Origin of the sequence: Enterococcus sp. JM9B, from assembly GCF_009933265.1 — a bacterium.
Lineage (GTDB): Bacteria > Bacillota > Bacilli > Lactobacillales > Enterococcaceae > Enterococcus_C > Enterococcus_C songbeiensis.
Genome location: NZ_MAEK01000024.1, coordinates 15,839 through 36,573, shown reverse-complemented (window position 1 = coordinate 36,573; position 20,735 = coordinate 15,839). Strand labels below are relative to the sequence as shown.

Here is a 20,735-nt window from a genome sequence, read left to right as displayed (position 1 = left end):
TTCAAATCTTTTGTATGATAGAGGAAACGACTTTTAATAAAAAGCTTTCCCTGTTTTTTTCTTTTACTTAGTTGATGGACTTGAGTCAGAATCAGCAAAAAAACAGGACACAGGAGGAACCCGATGATTCATTTAAGTGACAATATTATGGAGATTTTAACCCCGATTTTTGAAATTATGATCCTTTGTTTAAATTTTCTCTCCATCATCGTTTTAGTTTGGGGTGTCATTATCTCCGGATATGATTTCATCCGATCAGAATCGACCCATATCGATCACGTTCGTGCCGCCCGCAACAACAATTTCATCAAAAACTTTTTAGGCAGTTACATCCTGCTCAGTCTGGAAATTTTGATTGCTGCAGATATCATCGAATCAATCATCAATCCTACGACCGAGGATATTTTGCGTTTGGCTGCTGTCGTCGTCATTCGCACGGTGATCTCCTTCTTCTTGCATCGAGAATTGCAAGATGCATTGGATGATGAGGAAGAAAATAAAATCAAAAAAATCAAACGCTAGTGTTATAATAAGCATTTAACAGGTAATTTATGAAAAGAGGAAAAAAAGATGTCATTTGACGGCGTATTTACTCATTTAATGATTGAAGAACTTTCGAAAGAATTAGTGCGGGGACGCATTTCAAAAATCCATCAGCCTTATACAAACGAAATCATATTGGTGATCCGTAACCAAGGAAAGAATAAAAAACTGCTCTTGTCCGCCCACCCCAGTTATGCCCGGGTGCAACTGACCAACATCGCATATGCCAATCCAGATACACCGCCGAATTTTATTATGATGCTGCGAAAGTATCTGGATGGCGCAATTTTGGAACGAATACATCAGATTAACAATGACCGGGTAATTCATTTCACTTTTAGTCGTCGAGATGAATTGGGAGACTTGCAAAATATTGTATTGATCGTCGAATTGATGGGACGTCACAGCACGATTTTATTGATGAATCAAGAAACTGGAAAAATTTTAGATGCCATCAAACATATCGGTGTATCGCAAAATACGTATCGTTCCCTTTTACCGGGAGTCGATTATGTTGAACCGCCAAAACAGGACCTTTTGAATCCTTTTACTGCAAGTGATCCGGTGATTTTCGACCGACTTTCAAAAGCCCCAGAACTGACAAAAAACTATTTGCAACAACAATTTCAGGGATTGGGGGCCGATACTGCAACAGAACTTGCTTTTCGCTTGAACCAAGCACCAAATGAAAAATTGCGTGTCTGGCATGATTTCTTCCAAACCCTAGAGGAAAAGCTTTCCCCCACGCTCGTCTTACAAGAAAAAAAAGATTTCTTCACACCTGTTCCCTATCAAACGCTGATTGAAGATGCAGAAATACAAACCACCGAAACCCTCAGTCAGCTTTTAGATCTTTACTATCATGACAAAGCGGAACGGGATCGAGTTAAGCAGCAAGGCAGTGAATTGTTACGAAAAATGGAAAACGAGCTGACTCGGAATAAGAAGAAATTGATGAAGCGTGAAAAAACACTGGCTGATTCAGAAAACGCAGAAGAATTTCGACAAAAAGGCGAATTGTTGACTACCTTCATGACTCAGGTACCAAGAGGCGCAACCTCCGTCGAGTTGCCCAATTATTATGAAGAGGACCGTCTGATGACAATCGCCTTGAATCCGGCATGGTCACCCAATCAAAATGCTCAAAAATATTTTCAACGGTATCAAAAATTACGGAATGCGGTCAAACTGATTGGTGAACAAATTCGAGAAACCAAAGAAGAAATCGCTTATCTTGAATCTGTGCTGGCGCAATTGGAAATCGCTGGACCGATGGATGTAGAGATTATTCGGGAGGAACTCCAAGATCAAGGCTATTTGAAGAAACCGGCAAAGCGTCAGAAAAAAAATAAAAAATCACAACCAGAAATTTTTTACGCAACTGATGGGACAGAGATTCTGGTTGGTAAAAACAATTTGCAAAATGACCAACTAACCTTGCGTACTGCCCGCAAAACGGATTTTTGGCTTCATGCCAAAAACATTCCCGGTTCTCATGTCATTATCCGCTCCAATACGCCTTCAGAAGAAACCATTTTGGAGGCTGCTGAACTGGCTGCTTATTTTTCAAAATACCGTTATTCTGCACAAGTTCCGGTGGATTTGGTACAGGTCAAATACATCCACAAGCCAAATGGGGCAAAACCTGGCTACGTGATTTACGAGAATCAAAAAACCTATTTTATCACGCCAGAAGAAGAAGCCATTCAGGAACGTACAAAAAAACCAACTGCCTAAGCGGTTGGTTTTTTGCTGTTGATGATGAAGGTCCGCACATCGAAAAAAAATTCTTCTGCGATCTCCGAAAGTTTTGTTTGTTTTGGATAAATACCATAAAGATGATTCAGGGGTTCTTCTGCTAATGGGATCAAGCGGATTTGTTCTTTCGTTCCCCGATCGACGATGCCAGAGCCGGATGCATACGCATCACTGGTTCGTAAAATATTGGTTAAGGTTCCCCGATCATTGGTAACGATACAGCTTTTTGTTTGATTTTTCAGAGGATCTTCCTCAAAATAATCAAAATCCCCCCCCTCTTGATTAAAACGAACTTGAGAATAGTCTTTCAACTGTGTCGTTGCGATTTCTTTTTGCTCGGCTAACGGATGCTGTTTACCGACAAAAATATGCGTGCGAAAAGTACCGAGATCAACTTTTGCCAAACCTGCCTGTTCTAAATAACGTTCCAACCCTTTTTGATTTTTTTCATTCATATACAACAAGCCGATTTCGCTATGGCCTTCAGCTACTTCTTCAATTACCTTAGCAGTCGTTGTCTCCATGATCCGGTACTCTTCGTACTGAGGAAAACGCTGGATCAGACCGCCGATAATCGAGCCCAAAAAATCATAATGCTGGGAAGCAATAGAAAAACGTTCGGTGGGTTCTTTTTTTTGATAACGCGTCTCCAAACGATCCATTTGTACCAGAATTTTTTCTGCCCGCGCCAAAAAATCCTTTCCGTCGGCTGTCAAGACAGCACCTTGGTTGGTACGGACAAAAAGGCTCAATCCTAGTTCTTTTTCTAATTCTTTGATGCCGTTTGACAGGCTCGGCTGAGTGATAAACATTTTCCGAGCAGCTTCGCGAAAACTGCCATTATTCGCGACTGCTACCACATAACGCAACTGTTGAAGATTCATTTGTTCCTACTCCTCAAAATAGAAAATTCCCCGATCCAATTTTTCTTGTAGTGGACGATTGTTATTTTCTAAAACTTCTTCTCTAAATTCTTCAATAAAACGTCGGGACATTTTCCCCACTTCATCAAAAACGAACCAATTGATTGGTCCCTTCGTAGGTGGTGTGGTCAATGAACCGACATAATGAAAGTGACTTCTTCGACGTGGTAAAAAAATCGTTGGATCAAAAATCTCCAGATGATTGTCAAAATCCCACGAATCGCCTGCTTTAAAAGGCATTTCTTGTTCACACAATTGAAATAAAACGCCAACGACCAGGTTGTTTCCTGCTTTATCCATATGGACCAAATGAAATTCGATTTCCTTTTGTTCTCCATCAAGCCAATGTTCACTAGGCATGTGGTAATGAATATCTGTCAGCAGATATTTTTTTTCTTCAAAAAGGACATAGCTGGTGCAATCATAGGGAACGAAATGAATCGTATTTTTAAATTCTTTTTCCGTAAAACGTTCTTTTTGATAGTGAAAACTGATTGGCTTAATTCCTTTTTGTTGCGTCTCTGATCGAACCAATGAAATTGGTGATTGAAAAGGAAATTCTGCTCCTTCCTGATACCAATCACATAGGGTGTGCCAATATTCTGGTCCATTTTCTCCTTGATAACTCCAAGGAACATCCATGTTTCGCTTCAACCTGTTACCTCCTAAGTTTAAGAAATAAGGATTTCATTGATTTCTTCTAAAAATTTCTGATCACCGTAAAAGCGCTCATCCAGTAATTCTGGAAAAATGTTTTTAAAGAAATATTCGACACTTGGACGATGTTGAAACTGCTTAATCGTCTGTACCGATTCTAAAAACATTTCTTCGAATACCTTTTCCGGATTATTTTTATTGATTTCTTCAAAGGATTCATACAAAAGATCTACCTTATCGGCGATCGCCAAAATTTCCCCTTCCACCGTTTCATCTTTTCCTTCCGACAAGCGGCGTCGGTAGATTGCTTGAAACTCAGAGGGAATTTCTTGGTGAATAAATTCATCCGTCATTTTTTCTTCCACATGTTGCAACATTGCCCGCAATTCAGGACTGGCGTATTTGACGGGTGTTTTGATGTCACCGATAAAACGCTCTGTATAATCATGATTCAACGCTTTTTCATAAAGGGATTTCCAGTCGATTGCGACACCGTTCATCTCCTCAATATCCCCTAAAACTTGTGCAATAGAAGCGACGCGATAGGAGTGTGCCGCAACACTGTGTTCGGTAAATTTAAAAAAACCTGGTGCTCGGTAAATTTTTTCCAGATTGTTCAATCCTAGCAAATATTCATTCAATCCCATAACGTTCCCCGCTTTCCTATTGAGTTGTTTCCATCCTACCAAAAAAATTTCTGAAAATAAACAAAAAGAGACTAAAAATTGTTTAGTCTCAAAAAATCCATCACTGCAACCAATTCTCTGGATTTTCTTTCCATTTTTCCAATAATATAAGATCTTTTTGGTCGATATAGTTGGTTTCCAGGGCAGTTGCGACCAAGGCGCTATAATTTGTCAGAGTTACCAAAGGCATTGCTGCTTTTTCAAAATTTTCTTTTCCTTTTGGTAGTTCATAAGTAAAAATTGCGGCTACGCCTAAGACATCTGCACCTTCTTTTTTTGCTGCTTCGCAGGCTTCCAGTACACTGCCGCCGGTGGAAATCAAATCTTCAATAACTACCATTTTTTGATTTTTAGTGATCCGACCTTCAATCTGGTTGCCTTTTCCATGATCTTTCGCCTTACTGCGGATATAAACCATTGGCAACTCAAGAATTTCTGCCACCCAAGCGGCATGAGGAATACCAGCAGTTGCCGTTCCGGCAATGACTTCTACTTCTGGGTAAAAGTCTTTGATTTTTTCTGCCAAACCTCTGGCGATTTGCTTGCGAACAGCAGGATAACTCATCGTGATTCGATTGTCACAATAAATCGGACTTTTGATGCCGCTCGCCCAAGTAAAAGGTGCACTAGGACTCAAAAAAACCGCTTCAATCTCCAATAAATCTTTTGCAATGGTCATTTCTAAGGTCATTGATTTTCTCCGTTCCATTCATTTTTGATTTTCAAATACGCCTCATATGGGTCGGCTGCTTGGGTAATAGGACGACCGACAACGATGTAACTTGCCCCATTTTTGCGGGCATCTCCGGGAGTAACCACTCGTTTTTGATCTCCAATTTCACTGCCTGTCGGACGAATACCGGGCGTGAGACAAACAAAATCAGAAGCAGTTGACTGTTTGATTTTTTCAACCTCCAATGCTGACGAAACAACACCGTCCAAACCAGCCTGTTGGGCACATTGGGCGTAATGAATGACACTTTCTTCCAGAGATACATTAATCCATTGATCTTCTTGCATTTGTTTTTCTGTCGTGGAGGTCAACTGAGTAATTGCCAATAACTTAGGACGTTGTTTTCCCATGGGCGTTCCTTCTTCCAGTCCCCGTAAAGCAGCTTCCATCATTTTGACGCCGCCTGCCGCATGGACACATGTGATGTCGACGCCTAAGTCGGCCAATCCCCGCATGGCTTTTTCGACGGTATTTGGGATATCATGCAATTTCAAATCCAAGAAAACATCATGACCATTGCGCTTTAACCAGCGAACGGTTTCTGGTCCTTCTTGATAAAACAGCTCCATACCAATTTTGACAAACAGCGGTTCATTTTTCGGGAATTTTTTAAAGAAAAGTTCGACTTCGCCGCGACTGGAAAAATCCAGGGCGATAATTGGTCGTTGATTCATTTGCGTTCCTCCACTTCTTGAATAAGTTGTTGGATTGATTCAATCCCCAGCTCTGCCATCCGTAGTGGCAATCCCTCGATAAGTTTGGGACAAATATAGGGATCAGTAAAATTTGCAGTTCCGACAGCTACCGCACTGGCACCGGCCATAATCATTTCCAGTACATCATCCACCGTCATGACGCCGCCCATACCGATGATTGGCAAATCCGACACGGCTGCGACTTGGTGAATCAATCGGATTGCGACAGGCTTGATTGCCGGTCCGGATAATCCCCCTGTTTGATTGGCTAAAATCGGTTTGCGGGTTTTTAAATCGATTCGCATACCTAACAGAGTATTAATCATGGTGAAGCCATCTGCGCCGCCCTTTTCAATTGCTTGTGCAATAGGAACGATGTCGGTGACATTAGGAGATAATTTAACGTAGATCGGAACCGTTGCCACTTTTTTAACAGCCTTCGTCAGTTCATAAGCAACTTTGGGATCTGTACCAAAAGCAATACCCCCATGTTTCACATTCGGACAGGAAATATTTAACTCAATAGCACGAATATTTGGTGCATCTCCAATTCGTTCACAAACAGCAACGTAATCTTCTTCACAAGCACCGGCAACATTTGCAATGATTGGTAGTTCCGGATATTTTTGTTGCAATTCCGGCAAATAGTCTTCCATCACGACATTCATTCCAGGATTTTGCAATCCGATGGCGTTCAACATTCCACTAGGGGTCTCAGCCACACGAGGAGTTTCGTTGCCAAATCGAGGTTGAGGAGTCGTTGCTTTGATCATAATACTTCCTAATTGATTCAAATCATAATATTCCCCGTATTCTTTGCCAAAACCGAAACAGCCGCTTGCCGGCATGATCGGGTTCTTCAAGGTTAAACCGGGAAGTTTTACTGAAAGATCCATTATAAAACCACCTTTCCAACGGAGAAAATGGGGCCCTCATCACAAACCTTCACGCTTTTTTCTCCTGTTTCATCCTCTTGCAAATGACAAACACAGGCATAACAAGCACCAATGCCACAAGCCATTCGTGATTCTAAAGAAAGCTGCGTGTTGGGATGTTGCTGGTAGAGTTGTTCGACTGTTTTCAATAAGCCATTGCTTCCACAGGCAAAAACAGCAGCCGGCGGAGCTGAGGAATCGGCTAACAAAAGATTGCCGACGTTGCCGTGAACACCGTAGCTGCCATCATCTGTGGCAATTCGGGTCTCACCCAATGCACAAAATTCTTTTTCGTAATATAAAACTTCTTTTGACGCAAATCCCAAAAAATGAACGGGGGTGACGCCTCGCTTCACCAATTGGCGGGACAGTTCATATAAAGGGGGAATACCAATTCCTCCCCCGATGATATATGCCTGATCTCCTGTTGCCAACTGACTTAAATCAAACCCATTTCCCAACGGTCCCAAAACATCTAGAAAATCACCAGCTTTTAATTCAGAAAAGACTCTGGTTCCATCTCCTTCGACTCGATAAATGATGCGACAGGTATTTTGAGAAAGATCGATTTGATTTAGACTGATGGGTCTGCGTAACGGCAAATCTTGTCTTGGAACGCGAATATGCAAGAATTGTCCCGGAGTCTTCATTTCTTGAACTAGTTTTCCCGAAAGCGTCATTTCATAAATTTTCGGAGCCAAATTTTTCTGAGAGACAATAGTCATTAATTCCTGTTTCATGAGTTCCTCCTGCATCCTTTGCTTTCAAAAAAAGCATGTAGATTTCTTGCTTGTCCATAATGATTTTGTTCAGTAAAAACAGCCGTGTTAGATTGCCGAGGTAGTAAAGGCACGAGCTTCCATCACCTTCAAAATTGCTCCCGCAGTATCTAATGATGTACATAATGGTACACCATGTTCGACAGCCTCCCGCCGAATTAAAAAGCCGTTTTGTGAGCTTCCTTGGCGATTTTTATCCATCGTGTTGACTACCAACTGCGCTTTTCCTCTTAGATAAGCGAGAGCGTTTGGCTCTTTGTCACTATTAGAAAGTTTGCCTACTGCCTTGACACGAATACCAAGATTTTCAAAATAGGCCGCAGTTCCTTCTGTTGCAACGATGCTAAAGCCGATTTCTGAAAAACGCTGCGCTAATTCTGCTGCCTCTTCCTTCGTATCATCAGCGATGGTAAACAGGACTGTTCCAAATTCAGGAATATGCAGCCCAGCTGCTTCAAATGCTTTATAAAGTGCTTTTTCCAAAGTCTTGTCCGATCCCATCACTTCGCCGGTAGATTTCATTTCTGGTCCCAGATGGGTTTCCACCTTTTGCAGTTTTGTAAAGGAAAAGACTGGTGCTTTTACGTGAACCGTGGTGCTTTCTGGATAAAGACCATTTTGATAACCCAATGTGGTTAATTTTGTTCCTAAAATTGCTTTAGTCGCCAGCTGTGCCATCGGAATGCCAGTTACTTTGCTTAAGAAAGGAACCGTTCGGCTTGCCCGTGGATTAACTTCGATCACATAGACCTGATTTTCATGAATCACAAATTGGATGTTCATCATTCCGATACAATTCAGACCCAAAGCTAATTTAATGGTGTAGTCGGTAATGGTTTGTTTGATTTCTTCTGATAATTTTTGTGGTGGATAGACCGCCATTGAATCACCGGAATGAACACCGGCTCGTTCGATATGTTCCATGATCCCCGGTATCAGAACTGTTTCTCCGTCACAAATTGCATCTACCTCGCACTCGCTGCCGATGAGATAGCTATCTACTAAAACTGGATGTTCCGGAGATGCTTTGACTGCGTGTTCCATGTAATCTTCTAAATCTGCTTGATTTTCAACGATTTCCATTGCTCGTCCGCCTAATACATAGCTGGGACGAACTAGAACCGGATAACCGATTCGTTGAGCAATTGCGACTGCTTCTTGTTTATTCGTTGCGGTATCCCCTGGCGGTTGCGGAATATTCAATTCTTTTAATGCCTGTTCAAATAAATCACGGCTTTCCGCCCGATCCAAATCTTCAATGCTGGTTCCAAGAATTTTCACACCGGCTTTTTCCAACGGCTCTGCCAAGTTGATCGCTGTTTGTCCGCCAAATTGAACGATCACGCCCATTGGCTGTTCCAAGTCGATCACATTTTGAACATCTTCCAGTGTCAACGGTTCAAAATAAAGTTTGTCCGAGATTGAAAAATCAGTTGAAACTGTTTCGGGATTACTATTAATAATAATTGCTTCATAACCAGCGGCTTGAATGGCTTGGACCGAATGGACGGTGGCGTAATCAAACTCCACTCCTTGTCCGATTCGAATGGGACCTGATCCCAAGACCAAGACAGAATCTTTATCGGATTTCATGCTTTCATTTTCAAATTCATAGGTGCTGTAAAAATAAGGTGTTGTGGACTCAAACTCTGCTGCACAGGTATCCACCATTTTATATACCGGTAAAATTTGTGCATCTTTACGTGTTTGCCGAATGATTTCTGTTTCACTTCCCCAAAGCTCAGCAATTTTACGATCTGCAAAGCCACGTTGTTTCGCCTTTTTCAAAAGAGGGAGAGCAAATGGTTGTTCCCTTAATTGGTCTTCGATTTCTGTGATGTGCAAAAGTTTATCCAAAAAGAATAAATCAATTTTCGTCATTTCGGCAATATCCTGGATTGTATACCCCCGACGAATAGCTTCAGCAACGTAAAACAATCGATCATCTTGCGCTTTGACTATTTTTGTGGTCACATCATTATCAGAAAGAGTTTTTAAGATGGGCAACTCCACGTGATAGGTACCTATTTCCAGAGAACGAACGGCTTTTAACAAAGACTCCTCAATATTTCGCCCAATCGCCATCACTTCCCCAGTGGCTTTCATCTGGGTTCCTAGAGTTCTTTCCCCATGTTCAAATTTATCAAAAGGCCAGCGAGGGATTTTGGTTACGACATAATCTAAAGCTGGTTCAAACTCAGCATAGGTCGTTCCGGTTACCGGATTTTTCATTTCATCCAGCGTTAAGCCTACTGCGATTTTTGCTGCTAATTTTGCAATCGGATAACCGGTTGCTTTACTTGCTAAAGCGGAAGAACGAGAAACCCTCGGATTGACCTCGATAACATAATAATTGAAGCTGTGGGGATCAAGCGCCAATTGAACGTTACAGCCTCCTTCGATTTTCAAGGCGCGGATGATTTTAAGGGATGCATCCCGCAACAACTGGTATTCATGATCGGCTAAAGTTTGACTTGGAGCAAAAACAATTGAGTCGCCAGTATGAATTCCAACAGGATCAAAATTTTCCATGTTGCAGACGACAATTGCATTATCTGCAGAATCCCGCATCACTTCATATTCAATTTCTTTAAAACCAGCGATACTGCGTTCAATCAAACATTGGGTTGCCGGTGATAACTTCAATCCGTTTTCAGCAATCTGCCGTAGTTCTTCTTCGTCGTCACACATTCCGCCGCCGGTACCCCCAAGGGTGAAGGCCGGACGAACAATGACTGGATAGCCGATGGTTTTGGCAAACACGACCGCTTCTTCTACCGTAGTAATGATTGCTGATTCAGGAATCGGCTGTTCTAATTCTTCCATCAATTTTTTAAATAAATCCCGATCTTCCGCTTGATCGATGGCAGCTAATTTAGTGCCTAATAATTCGATACCTAATTCATCAAGGATTCCTGAATTGGCTAATTCAATCGCCATATTTAATCCAGTTTGCCCACCTAATGTTGGCAGCAAAGCATCTGGATGTTCCTTTCGCAAAATTCGCGAAACGAATTCAAACGTAATTGGTTCAATGTAGACTTGATCAGCAATATCTTTATCTGTCATAATTGTCGCCGGATTAGAATTGACTAGCACGACTTCATAGCCTTCTTCTTTCAATGCAAGGCAGGCTTGTGTCCCGGCATAATCAAATTCAGCTGCTTGACCAATCACGATAGGTCCAGAGCCAATCACCATGATTTTTTTTATATCTGTCCGTTTTGCCATTGATGCTGCCCCTTCCATGTATCCATCATTTCTATAAATTCATCAAATAAATGCAAGGCATCATGTGGTCCCGGAGCCGCATCCGGGTGAAATTGCACACTGAATGCCGGATAATTTTTGTGACGAATCCCTTCGATCGTTCCATCATTGACCTCGGTATGGGTAACCATTAGGACCTCTGGATTAATAGATGCTTCGGCAACAGCATAGCCATGATTCTGTGAAGTAAAATCAATTCTGCCGGTAGCAATTTCGCGAACCGGATGATTTAATCCCCGGTGTCCAAAGGGCATTTTATAAGTATCTGCACCATTGGCTAAAGCAAAAAGCTGATGCCCTAAACAAATCCCAAAAATCGGTACCTTTCCTTGAATGTTTCGAATCATTTCAATGGCTTCCGGTACATCTTTGGGATCTCCCGGTCCATTGGTCAGCATTACGCCATCCGGTGATAATTCTAAAATCGTTTTTGCAAGAGTATTGTAAGGTAAAACCGTAAGATTACATTGACGATTAGAAAGTTCGCGTAAAATACTGTGTTTCAGCCCAAAATCGATCACCACGACATTATGGCCGATTCCAGGACTAGGATAAGGTTTTGAAGTAGAAACCTGTGCCACTTGATTTGTTGGCAGTACAGCTGCCTTCAATTGGTCGTAAGCATGAGTGAAATTTTCCTCTGTAACGATACTGGCCTTCATGGTTCCGTACTTACGCAATTTTTTTGTTAATGCCCGGGTGTCGATACCAGAAATTCCAGGGATGCCTTTTTGTTTCAAAAATTCTGCTAAAGTCCATTGATTCCGCCAATTACTGGCTAAACGGGCGTGTTCCTTGACTACAACCGCCTTGCAGGTTGGGGCAATTGATTCATAATCATCTCGATTGATTCCATAATTTCCAATCATCGGATAGGTAAAAGCAATGATCTGTCCATTAAAACTTTGATCCGTGATCGTTTCTTGATAACCGGTCATACTTGTTGTAAACACAATTTCACCGAATACATTCGTTTCTGCGCCGAATCCTTCACCTTCAAAATAAGTGCCATCTTCTAAAATCAACCAACGCTTCATTTTTCTTCACCTTTTTTCCAAACAAGTTGTCCATTTACGAAAGTATAAAGGGTATCACCATATACCTCCCATTGATCAAAAGGCGTGTTGACTGCCTTTGATTCAAACTGATCTGCTGCAATGCGATGCGCATGTTGAAGATCAAAAACTGCCAAATCAGCTTTTCCGCCAATCGTCAATCGACCAGTCTCCAAACCGAATATTCCTGCCGGTTTAACGGCCATCCATTCAATGACCTGCGCTAATGTAAAGCGGCCGGTTTTTACAAAATGGGTATAAATCAACTGAAATGCGTATTCCGAACCCACAATACCAAATGGTGCTTTTAAAAAACTTTGATTTTTTTCTTCAAATCCATGAGGGGCGTGATCCGTGGCGATGCAATCAATTGTTCCATCTAAAAGACCTTCAATCAGCGCTTCTTGATCTTCTTTTCCTCGTAATGGTGGGTTCATTTTCCAATAACCAAAATCATCCGGAATATCGTTTTCGTTAAGAATTAAATGATGAGGGGAAACTTCTGCGGTAACGTGAATTCCGGCTTTTTTCGCATCTCGGATCACTCGTACACTTTCTTTTGTTGAAACGTGGCAGACATGGTAATGGCATCCAGTTTCTTCCGCCAGTAGTAAGTCACGAGCAATCTGAGATGATTCCGTAGCGCTGAGAATACCCGGTAAATCTAATTCTTTTGCTTTATTTCCCGCGTGCATCACACCACCGAAGAGTAAGGACTCATCTTCCGTATGGGCAACCAGAGCCATATTGTTTGCGGCAGCGGCTTTCATTGCCAGATACATCGTTCCAGCAGTTTGAACGCCGACACCGTCATTGGTAAAAGCAAAGGCTCCCGCTTTTTTTAGAGCTTTTTGATCCGTCAAAACTTCACTACGAAGTTTTTCAGTGATGGGTGCATATTGTAAAATATTGACAACGGCATCTTTTTTGATAATTTCATATACGGCAGTCAATTTTTCTGCTGTATCTGGAACCGGATCAAGATTTGGCATCGCACAAACCGTGGTAAATCCTCCTCGAGCCGCAGCCTTACTGCCGGTTTTAATCGTTTCCTTATAAGTGTAGCCGGGTTCTCTTAAATGGACGTGAACGTCGACTAATCCTTGGGTAATCAATTGTCCTTGGGCATCGAATTCCTCATCAAAAACGGTATCAAACGCCGTTCCGATTGCCTTGATTTTTCCCTCTTCGATCCAAATTTCTACAGGGATCAACTGATTGTCGTGGGAAATGATCTTCCCATTTTTAATGAGTGTTTTCATCTGCAACTTCCTCCAATTTTTAGGCTTTTCCTGCTAGAACAGCTTCTAATATCGCCATTCGGACAAAAACACCGTTTGTCATTTGTTCAATAATTCGTGATTGCAGTCCTTCCACTAAGGAATCTGCTAACTCGACATCTCGATTCACTGGTGCCGGGTGCATGATGATTGCTTTTGGACGCATTTTTTTCGCCCGTTCTATGGTTAAACCATAAGCTTCGTGATACTCTTCTTTTGAAAAACTTTCTTCTTCTCCGTGGCGTTCATGCTGTACCCGTAGCATCATCATAACGTCCACTTCAGAAACAAGTTCGTCAAGAGGGAGAAAATGACCGTAAACTTCAAATTCAGGGTCGTACCATTCCTCTGGTCCGGAGAAAAAGACTTTTGCGCCTAAACGTTTCAACATCTGCATATTTGATTTTGCTACACGAGAATGGGTGATGTCTCCTACGATGGCTACTTTTAGTCCATCGAAATGCCCGAACTCTTCGTAAATTGTCATCAAATCTAGTAAGCATTGCGTTGGATGTTGGCCACTGCCATCTCCACCGTTAATAATCGAACATTGGATGGTTTTACTTTGGATCAATTCATCGTAGTAGTTCTCATCTCCATGACGAATGACAGCCACATCTACTCCCAATGCCGACATCGTCAAAACGGTGTCATAAAGCGTTTCGCCCTTTTGAACTGAACTGGTAGATGCTTCAAATTCAATGACTTCCAGCCCTAATTTTTTTTCTGCTACATCAAAACTTTTATGAGTCCGAGTGCTATTTTCAAAAAATAGGTTTGTCGCAAAATACTGCTGCTTTTCTGGTGTCCATTTTGCACCGGCTTTAAATTCTTGCCCGCGTCGGATCAATCCCATAACTTCCTGATCGGTCAATGCCTCAACGGTTAATAGATGTTTCAAACTGATTCTCTCTGACTGAATGATCATGTTTTATTTCCTCCTGTTCGCTTCTGGATGTTTCCGGTAAGATCAGATTTAAGATGATGCCTAAGACAGTTGCTAAAGCCATTGCTGAAAGTGTGAAGGTTCCAAATTCGAAGATCAATCCGCCGATACCGATGACCAAGATCACCGAAGCAATTAAAAGATTTTTCTTTTTATCAAAGTTGATTTTATTTTCAATCAGTATTTTCAATCCGCTTGCTGCAATAACCCCGAAGAGGATAAAGCTGATACCTGCAATAACTGGACCAGGAACGCTCAGGATCAAGGCACTAAGTTTACCGACAAATCCCAAGACAACCGCAAAAGCTGCGGCTCCTCCGATAACGAAAACGCTGTGTACCCGTGTAATTGCCAGCACACCGATATTTTCTCCGTAACTGGTTACCGGAGGTCCACCGACGAAACCGGCTACGATTTGAGCCAAGCCGTCCCCCATCAAGGTTTTATGCAAGCCCGGTTCTTCGAAAAAGTTTCGCTTAGTCAATTTATTTAAAACCATTAAATGACCAATGTGTTCCGTCATGGTAACGAAGGCAATGGGTGCCATCGTCGTGATTGCATTGATATGAAGTTTTGGTGTGTACTGTAGAAAAGGAACTTCGAAGTTTGGCATGGCAAACCAAGGAGCGTCAATAATTGGTTGTGTATCAACGATTCCAACCAGCAATGCGATCAAATAGCCGCTGACGATGCCCAGAAGAATCGGAATCAATCCCAAGAATCCTTTTAGCCACATGTTGAAGAATATTGTTAATCCTAGTGTCAGTAAAGCGACTAAAACATATTTGAAATCATAGTGATCGCCATTGTACATGGCATTGTTGGCGGCATTTGCTGCTAGTCCCAACCCAATTACCATGACTACCGGTCCAACGACGATTGGCGGTAGGATTCTATCCAACCAAGCAGAACCGATTTTTCTAACAATCAGAGAAACAAGGAGATAAACCAGCCCCGTGGTGATGGCTCCTTGCGCGATTGCCGGATAGCCATCTGATTTCATTAAAAGCTGCATTGCAGCGATAAAAGCGAAACTGCTTCCTAAGTAAGCGGGAATTTTTCCTTTTGTTGTTGTGAGATAGACCAAGGTTCCAAGTCCAGAGCTGACAAGTGCAATTCCCGGATCGATACCCACTAGAATAGGTACTAAAACTGTTGCGCCAAACATCGTGAATAAATGTTGCAGGCTGAGCCCCACCCAGTGAAGCGGCTTTGGTTTATCATGAATATCCAGTACAGCATCTTCATTGCGAAATTCTTTTGCCAATCAAATCATCTCCTAGTCATTTTCTTTATTAATTAAAATTCGGTCTTGTCCATCTACTTCTTCCATTTCAACGATGATTTCCTCAGTTAATGACGTAGGAATGTTTTTTCCGACATAATCAGCACGGATTGGCAGTTCCCGGTGTCCTCGGTCAACCAGCACCGCCAATGAAATTTTTCGTGGACGGCCAAAATCCATGATTGCGTCCAGTGCTGCACGAATTGTTCGACCGGTAAATAATACATCGTCGATAACCATGACTTCCTTGCCTTCTAATGCAATGGGAATCGATGAAGAATGGACTTCTGGATCTTCATTTGTTATTTTATGATCATCCCGGTAAAGGGTAATATCTAATTCTCCAACCGGTACCTCGATTTCTTCTAATTGTTTCAAACGTTCTGCAATTCGTTGTGCAAGATAAATGCCCCGCGTTTTGATTCCTACCAGCACCAAATCCTCGATTCCATGGTTTCTTTCGATAATTTCGTAGGTGATTCGAGTCAACGCCCGTTTCATAGTAACTGCATCCACGACTTCTTTTCTTGACATATTTATTCCCTCCTAATTTTTGACACAAAAAAACTCCTACCCGTTTATCAGGTAGGAGGTATGTTTTCAGAGCAACCACTGTATGTCCTTAGGCAGATTATTCTGTCTCCAAGGGTATACGGATGTCATCCAGCAAGGTGTGACAGTAGCGCACTACTCACACGTCTCACTCATCTCCTTCCTAGCCTCACAGGACTACATTAAAGGATAACTATTAAATTTTTTGTTAAGACAACGATACACTTTTTGTTATGAAAAAGCAATGCCTTCTCGTAATTTTTTTAAAGTTTTTTCAAAAATCTCTGGTAGAGGTGCTTCAAAAACCATTTTTTCACCGGTTCGAGGGTGAGTAAAGCCTAACAATTTTGCATGGAGAAATTGTCCATTGCCCTTCAATGTTTTACGAGGGCCATAGATAGGGTCCCCAGCAACTGGATAGCCAATATATTGCATATGAACTCGAATTTGATGAGTTCTCCCCGTCTCCAATTGTAATTCCACCAAAGTGAAGCCTTCAAATCGTTCCAAAACAGTGAAGTGAGTAGTTGCCGGTTTTCCCTCTTCCGTGACCGCCTGTGTTTTACGATCAACTTTTGAACGGCCAATAGGTGCTTCAATCGTGCCTTTTTCATGTGAAATCACACCATGAACTAATGCGACATACTTGCGCAAAGAAGTTTTTTCTTTTAATTGTTTGGCAAGCGCTTCATGTGCAAAATCATTTTTTGCAATCATCAACAAACCGGAAGTATCTTTATCGATTCGATGGACGATTCCTGGACGAACAACGTCATTGATGGTTGAAAGATCTTTTAACTGATAAAGCAGTCCATTTACCAACGTGCCATGGGAATGCCCTGCTGCTGGATGCACCACCATTCCTTGAGGCTTATTTACTACTGCAACATCCTCGTCCTGATAAACGATGTCAAGATGCAAATTTTCAGGAATCAGATCCAAGGTCTCTGGATCGGGAATCGTAATGAGGTATTTTTCACCCGCTTTGACTTTTGCATTGGCTTTGACCGGTACACCCTCTAATGAAACTGCCTGACTTTTCAGCCATTGTTGGATTTGGGAACGACTATAATCTGGCAAGCGTTCAGCCAAAATCTTGTCCAAACGCCCTTTTTCCTCTTGAATCGTGACGCTAATTTGTTTAGGCATGGGATTTCTCCTTCGTTTTTTCATCCCAAATGCTATAGATGAAAATCATGATTACTCCGATAACTAGCGACATATCCGCAACATTGAAAATCGGGAAATTGATAAAATCGGTTTGGAACATATCGACAACGTAACCTAAACGAACCCGATCAATAAAATTGCCTAATGCACCAGCAATAATCAAGGTCAGCCCAAAGGTAAAAAATTTGTTGCCGTGACGATTTTTAACTAACAAATAGCCACATACGCTGACAGCAATGATGGTTACGACAGCAAAAAAAACAATTTGCCCTTCCATCATGCTCCAAGCCGCACCAGTATTACGAATATGAGTTAAAGAAAAAATATTTGGAATGACGGTTTGACTTTCACCCAGCGCAAAATTCGCCACCGTCCACCATTTGACAATTTGATCCAGAATCAGAATCAACAAACAGGTAAGTAAATAAATGATTAACAAAAAATTCAACTCTTTTCTAAAGGGGTCTATAAATCACGAGGTCGAATGATACCTAAAAGGTTGCCATTCGGATCCCCATCTTTGGTAATTAAAATAGCTTCAATTAGTCCGTCACCATGAAACAATGTCTCGATTTCAGCAACCGTTGTTTCGGCGGAAACAAACCGGTAGTTCGTTTTTTTGCCGTCAGAAATAATCAAATCACGAGCAGTTCGCCCATTTAATTTGATTTCCCCCTTCAAGCTTTCTCGGGCAAACCAGTAACCCAACGCCCGTAAAGTAATCAAGCCTTCAAAACGCCCCTTCGTATATAAAGGAAACTGGGAATATTTCTCCTCCGCAATAGTCGCTAAAATATCTGTAATGGGCATTGAAATCTCAAATCCAGTCACATTTTTCCTGAAACGAGGCAAAACTTTTTCCGGTTGCAACAGTTCCTGTTCGATTTGTTTGATTTTATCAACTGCCCATTGATTCGGCTCAGCAATGATAAAATCTTCGTCAATTCGATCATGAACGATGGCGTTTCTAAGCTGAGCCATCTGCAAAAGATCTTCTGCATGATTGCCCACTGGCAAATTTCGCTGCTTGGATAAACGGCGCACCATTTCGCTAAATCCCATATTTCGGGGATTACCTAAAATATCTCGCAACCACTTTTCAATTCGATTAAAACTTATTAAAAACGCATCAGCTTGTTTGGCCATTTTTATTCTCCTCACCTATATTATTGTTACGAACTTCTTTTATCACGTAGGCTTTTTGCAGAAAACGCCATAAAAAGAGAAAAAAGAAAAGGATTAAAATCAAACTTAGGATCAGACTTCTAAACATCAACGGTAAAAACAGCATCAGAATAAAAAACGCAAGATAAATCTGCACCATCTGAGGATTCATTTCGATAATTAGGTCCAATACCTCTTTTTGAGAATGAAAATGATACACTTTGCTTTTCAGGAGATAAAAAGAAACTTGGATTGAACAGCTGGCTGTCGGAATATCTTGTTCTTTGGTTTGATCATGATTGATAAAAAAAGCATTTTTATTCAAAAGAACTTTCAACGGACTGCCCATTCCATAAAATCCAGTTTTTCGAGTGACACGAACTTTCATGCTTAACCTCCTTATTATCCGGTACATACTGAAAAATTACAATAGAAAAATCAATCCTTGTTCTCTAAATGCCTGCATTTTGTTCATTTTATTACTACTACTCTTAGTTTAGTAGAGACAAGCAAAAAAAGCAAAAAGTCTGCGAAAGTCCCAAAACAACAGAAAAAAATCTGGTCAATTAAGTCCAGATTTTTTATCTTTACTATCCATTTATTCTTTAGAACAATCCAATTGCGTGTCCGTCTTCATCAACGTCCATATTCAAGGCGGCTGGTTTTTTCGGCAAGCCCGGCATGGTCATAACGTTGCCCGTCAGAGCAACAATGAAACCTGCACCTAGTTTAGGAATGAATTCCCGAATCGTCAAGGTGAAGTCCACTGGTGCACCCAATTTCGTAGAATCATCAGAAAATGAGTACTGCGTTTTCGCCATACAAAGTGGTAGTTTGTCCCATCCTTCCTTTGTGAATTCAAGCAGCTGTTTCCTTGCTTTAGGTGTGAATTGAACATCTGACCCACCATAAATCTCAGTAACAATCTTGCGGGCTTTTTCCTCAAGGGATAGTTGATTACCATACAAAGGCTGAAAATCGGTTGGTTGTACAGCAATCCCGGCAATCACTGCCTCTGCAAGTTCTGTGCCACCCGCACCGCCTTTTTCCCAAACTGCGGTTCGCTTAACTGTAACACCTAATTTTTTACAAGCTTCTTCGATCAATGTCATTTCGGCATCGGTATCCGTAAGGAACTCATTGATCGCAACAACAACTGGAATACCATAGCGTTGCATATTTTTAATATGTCGCTCTAAATTAACAAATCCACGGTCAACCGCTTCGACATTTTCTTGTTGTAACTCATCCTTCGCAATACCACCATGAAGCTTCAATGCACGAATAGTAGCAACGACGACAATCGCATCCGGTGCCTTTTTTAAATTAGGAACTTTGATGTCTAAAAATTTCTCTGCCCCTAAATCTGCCCCAAAGCCTGCTTCAGTAACGGTGTATTCCCCCAACCGCAACGCAAGTTTTGTCGCCATCACGCTATTACACCCGTGAGCGATATTTGCAAAAGGACCGCCATGGACAAATGCCGGGGTTCCCTCGATGGTTTGAACCAGATTAGGTTTTAGTGCATCCTTCAGTAATAAAGTTAAAGCTCCCTCAACATTTAAGTCGGATACAAAAACCGGTTTTTTTTCAAAAGTATAACCAATCACGATTTTACTTAATCGGTGTTTTAAGTTTTGCAAATCAGTTGCTAAGCATAAAATCGCCATGATCTCACTGGCAACGGTGATATCAAAACCATCTTCTCGAGGAACCCCTTGAATTGGACCACCCAGACCTACAATGACCTGGCGCAAGGCACGGTCATTCAAATCTACTACCCGTTTCCAGATCACTCGCCGGGCATCGAGCCCCAATTCATTTCCCTGTTGGATATGATTGTCGATCAACGCCGCTAATGCATTGTTTGCAGTCGTGATAGCGTGCATATCGCCGGTAAAATGAAGATTGATGTCTTCCATCGGCAATACTTGCGCCTGTCCGCCACCGGTCGCTCCGCCTTTAATTCCCATTACAGGGCCAAGAGAAGGTTCCCGCAAGGCAATCACGGTTTTTTTATTCAATTTATTTAAGGCATCTGCTAAACCGATTGTTACGGTAGATTTCCCTTCACCGGCTGCGGTTGGATTGATGGAAGTGACTAGAATCAGTTTTCCTTCCGGTTGTTGTTCTAAGCGTTGAATAGCCGGCCAATCGATTTTTGCTTTGTATTTGCCGTATAACTCCAAATCATCTTCTGTCAAGCCAATTTTTTCAGCGATTTTTCTGATTGGCTGTAAGGCTGCTGCTTGTGCGATCTCAATATCTGTTTTCATGAAGGAACCCCTTTTTTACGAACTATTT

At 41.7% G+C, this 20,735-nt stretch carries 20 protein-coding genes; 2 read left to right on the top strand and 18 right to left on the bottom strand.

The window, feature by feature from the left end; all coding sequences use genetic code 11:
• Nucleotides 1-123 precede the first annotated feature (123 nt).
• Nucleotides 124-522, top strand: a complete 399-nt coding sequence (locus BAU16_RS06735) for a DUF1622 domain-containing protein (protein WP_048605244.1) — start codon at nucleotides 124-126, stop codon at nucleotides 520-522.
• Nucleotides 523-570: 48 nt separating this feature from the next.
• Nucleotides 571-2,280 (top strand): fibronectin-binding protein EfbA, encoded by a 1,710-nt coding sequence (gene efbA, locus BAU16_RS06730; RefSeq protein ID WP_161526771.1) that lies wholly within the window; start codon nucleotides 571-573, stop codon nucleotides 2,278-2,280.
• Here the strand turns inward: efbA and BAU16_RS06725 are convergent.
• The 18 genes from BAU16_RS06725 to BAU16_RS06640 all read right to left on the bottom strand — a co-directional run bounded on the left by BAU16_RS06725 (nucleotide 2,277) and on the right by BAU16_RS06640 (nucleotide 20,707).
• A complete protein-coding gene (locus BAU16_RS06725; RefSeq protein WP_161526770.1) occupies nucleotides 2,277-3,185 on the bottom strand; it encodes a LysR family transcriptional regulator in 909 nt (302 codons plus the stop codon). The two genes, efbA and BAU16_RS06725, sit on opposite strands and share 4 nt — an antisense overlap.
• Before the next feature lie 6 nt (nucleotides 3,186-3,191).
• Nucleotides 3,192-3,878: a carbonic anhydrase family protein gene (locus tag BAU16_RS06720; protein ID WP_237579221.1), complete on the bottom strand. Its 687-nt coding sequence runs from the start codon at nucleotides 3,876-3,878 to the stop codon at nucleotides 3,192-3,194.
• Nucleotides 3,879-3,895: 17 nt separating this feature from the next.
• Nucleotides 3,896-4,528 (bottom strand): YfbR-like 5'-deoxynucleotidase, encoded by a 633-nt coding sequence (locus BAU16_RS06715; RefSeq protein WP_161526769.1) that lies wholly within the window; start codon nucleotides 4,526-4,528, stop codon nucleotides 3,896-3,898.
• Between the two features lie 100 nt (nucleotides 4,529-4,628).
• Entirely contained in the window at nucleotides 4,629-5,258 is a 630-nt protein-coding gene (gene pyrE / locus BAU16_RS06710; RefSeq protein WP_161526768.1) for an orotate phosphoribosyltransferase, read from the bottom strand.
• Nucleotides 5,255-5,974: an orotidine-5'-phosphate decarboxylase gene (gene pyrF, locus BAU16_RS06705; protein WP_048605238.1), complete on the bottom strand. Its 720-nt coding sequence runs from the start codon at nucleotides 5,972-5,974 to the stop codon at nucleotides 5,255-5,257. The genes pyrE and pyrF overlap by 4 nt, the downstream gene beginning before the upstream one ends.
• Nucleotides 5,971-6,891 carry a dihydroorotate dehydrogenase gene (locus BAU16_RS06700; protein WP_161526767.1) on the bottom strand — a complete coding sequence of 307 codons (921 nt, stop codon included), beginning with the start codon at nucleotides 6,889-6,891 and terminating at the stop codon, nucleotides 5,971-5,973. The genes pyrF and BAU16_RS06700 overlap by 4 nt, the downstream gene beginning before the upstream one ends.
• A complete protein-coding gene (locus tag BAU16_RS06695) occupies nucleotides 6,891-7,670 on the bottom strand; it encodes a dihydroorotate dehydrogenase electron transfer subunit (protein WP_161526766.1) in 780 nt (259 codons plus the stop codon). The genes BAU16_RS06700 and BAU16_RS06695 overlap by 1 nt, the downstream gene beginning before the upstream one ends.
• 87 nt (nucleotides 7,671-7,757) lie before the next feature.
• Nucleotides 7,758-10,910 (bottom strand): carbamoyl-phosphate synthase large subunit, encoded by a 3,153-nt coding sequence (gene carB, locus BAU16_RS06690; RefSeq protein ID WP_442896820.1) that lies wholly within the window; start codon nucleotides 10,908-10,910, stop codon nucleotides 7,758-7,760.
• Nucleotides 10,911-10,918: 8 nt separating this feature from the next.
• Nucleotides 10,919-12,016 (bottom strand): carbamoyl phosphate synthase small subunit, encoded by a 1,098-nt coding sequence (locus tag BAU16_RS06685; protein WP_161526764.1) that lies wholly within the window; start codon nucleotides 12,014-12,016, stop codon nucleotides 10,919-10,921.
• The gene (locus tag BAU16_RS06680; protein WP_161526763.1) at nucleotides 12,013-13,296 is read right to left on the bottom strand and encodes a dihydroorotase; all 1,284 of its coding nucleotides are present in this window, start codon (nucleotides 13,294-13,296) and stop codon (nucleotides 12,013-12,015) included. Before BAU16_RS06680 ends, BAU16_RS06685 begins: the two co-directional genes overlap by 4 nt.
• A 19-nt stretch (nucleotides 13,297-13,315) precedes the next feature.
• A complete protein-coding gene (locus BAU16_RS06675) occupies nucleotides 13,316-14,242 on the bottom strand; it encodes an aspartate carbamoyltransferase catalytic subunit (protein ID WP_048605232.1) in 927 nt (308 codons plus the stop codon).
• Complete coding sequence (gene uraA / locus BAU16_RS06670; RefSeq protein WP_161526762.1) at nucleotides 14,193-15,527, bottom strand: uracil permease; 1,335 nt, start codon at nucleotides 15,525-15,527, stop codon at nucleotides 14,193-14,195. The genes BAU16_RS06675 and uraA overlap by 50 nt, the downstream gene beginning before the upstream one ends.
• A 12-nt stretch (nucleotides 15,528-15,539) precedes the next feature.
• On the bottom strand, nucleotides 15,540-16,079 hold the full coding sequence (gene pyrR, locus BAU16_RS06665) for a bifunctional pyr operon transcriptional regulator/uracil phosphoribosyltransferase PyrR (RefSeq protein ID WP_161526761.1): 540 nt from the start codon (nucleotides 16,077-16,079) through the stop codon (nucleotides 15,540-15,542).
• Nucleotides 16,080-16,328: 249 nt separating this feature from the next.
• Nucleotides 16,329-17,246, bottom strand: a complete 918-nt coding sequence (locus BAU16_RS06660) for an RluA family pseudouridine synthase (RefSeq protein ID WP_048605229.1) — start codon at nucleotides 17,244-17,246, stop codon at nucleotides 16,329-16,331.
• Complete coding sequence (lspA, locus tag BAU16_RS06655) at nucleotides 17,239-17,706, bottom strand: signal peptidase II (RefSeq protein WP_048605228.1); 468 nt, start codon at nucleotides 17,704-17,706, stop codon at nucleotides 17,239-17,241. Before lspA ends, BAU16_RS06660 begins: the two co-directional genes overlap by 8 nt.
• A 26-nt stretch (nucleotides 17,707-17,732) precedes the next feature.
• Complete coding sequence (locus tag BAU16_RS06650) at nucleotides 17,733-18,413, bottom strand: CBS domain-containing protein (protein ID WP_048605227.1); 681 nt, start codon at nucleotides 18,411-18,413, stop codon at nucleotides 17,733-17,735.
• Nucleotides 18,397-18,819, bottom strand: a complete 423-nt coding sequence (locus BAU16_RS06645; RefSeq protein ID WP_048605226.1) for a hypothetical protein — start codon at nucleotides 18,817-18,819, stop codon at nucleotides 18,397-18,399. The genes BAU16_RS06650 and BAU16_RS06645 overlap by 17 nt, the downstream gene beginning before the upstream one ends.
• A 217-nt stretch (nucleotides 18,820-19,036) precedes the next feature.
• Nucleotides 19,037-20,707, bottom strand: coding sequence for a formate--tetrahydrofolate ligase (locus BAU16_RS06640; protein ID WP_161526760.1), 1,671 nt, complete (start codon nucleotides 20,705-20,707; stop codon nucleotides 19,037-19,039).
• Nucleotides 20,708-20,735: the final 28 nt, after the last annotated feature.

Coding starts and splice junctions, on each gene's coding strand:
- BAU16_RS06735 (WP_048605244.1), top strand. CDS start 124: ATGATTCATTTAAGTGACAATATTATGGAGATTTTAACCCCGATTTTT.
- efbA (WP_161526771.1), top strand. CDS start 571: ATGTCATTTGACGGCGTATTTACTCATTTAATGATTGAAGAACTTTCG.
- BAU16_RS06725 (WP_161526770.1), bottom strand. CDS start 3,185: ATGAATCTTCAACAGTTGCGTTATGTGGTAGCAGTCGCGAATAATGGC.
- BAU16_RS06715 (WP_161526769.1), bottom strand. CDS start 4,528: ATGGGATTGAATGAATATTTGCTAGGATTGAACAATCTGGAAAAAATT.
- pyrE (WP_161526768.1), bottom strand. CDS start 5,258: ATGACCTTAGAAATGACCATTGCAAAAGATTTATTGGAGATTGAAGCG.
- pyrF (WP_048605238.1), bottom strand. CDS start 5,974: ATGAATCAACGACCAATTATCGCCCTGGATTTTTCCAGTCGCGGCGAA.
- BAU16_RS06700 (WP_161526767.1), bottom strand. CDS start 6,891: ATGGATCTTTCAGTAAAACTTCCCGGTTTAACCTTGAAGAACCCGATC.
- BAU16_RS06695 (WP_161526766.1), bottom strand. CDS start 7,670: ATGAAACAGGAATTAATGACTATTGTCTCTCAGAAAAATTTGGCTCCG.
- carB (WP_442896820.1), bottom strand. CDS start 10,910: ATGGTGATTGGCTCTGGACCTATCGTGATTGGTCAAGCAGCTGAATTT.
- BAU16_RS06685 (WP_161526764.1), bottom strand. CDS start 12,016: ATGAAGCGTTGGTTGATTTTAGAAGATGGCACTTATTTTGAAGGTGAA.
- BAU16_RS06680 (WP_161526763.1), bottom strand. CDS start 13,296: ATGAAAACACTCATTAAAAATGGGAAGATCATTTCCCACGACAATCAG.
- BAU16_RS06675 (WP_048605232.1), bottom strand. CDS start 14,242: ATGATCATTCAGTCAGAGAGAATCAGTTTGAAACATCTATTAACCGTT.
- pyrR (WP_161526761.1), bottom strand. CDS start 16,079: ATGTCAAGAAAAGAAGTCGTGGATGCAGTTACTATGAAACGGGCGTTG.
- BAU16_RS06660 (WP_048605229.1), bottom strand. CDS start 17,246: ATGCCTAAACAAATTAGCGTCACGATTCAAGAGGAAAAAGGGCGTTTG.
- BAU16_RS06650 (WP_048605227.1), bottom strand. CDS start 18,413: ATGGCCAAACAAGCTGATGCGTTTTTAATAAGTTTTAATCGAATTGAA.
- BAU16_RS06645 (WP_048605226.1), bottom strand. CDS start 18,819: ATGAAAGTTCGTGTCACTCGAAAAACTGGATTTTATGGAATGGGCAGT.
- BAU16_RS06640 (WP_161526760.1), bottom strand. CDS start 20,707: ATGAAAACAGATATTGAGATCGCACAAGCAGCAGCCTTACAGCCAATC.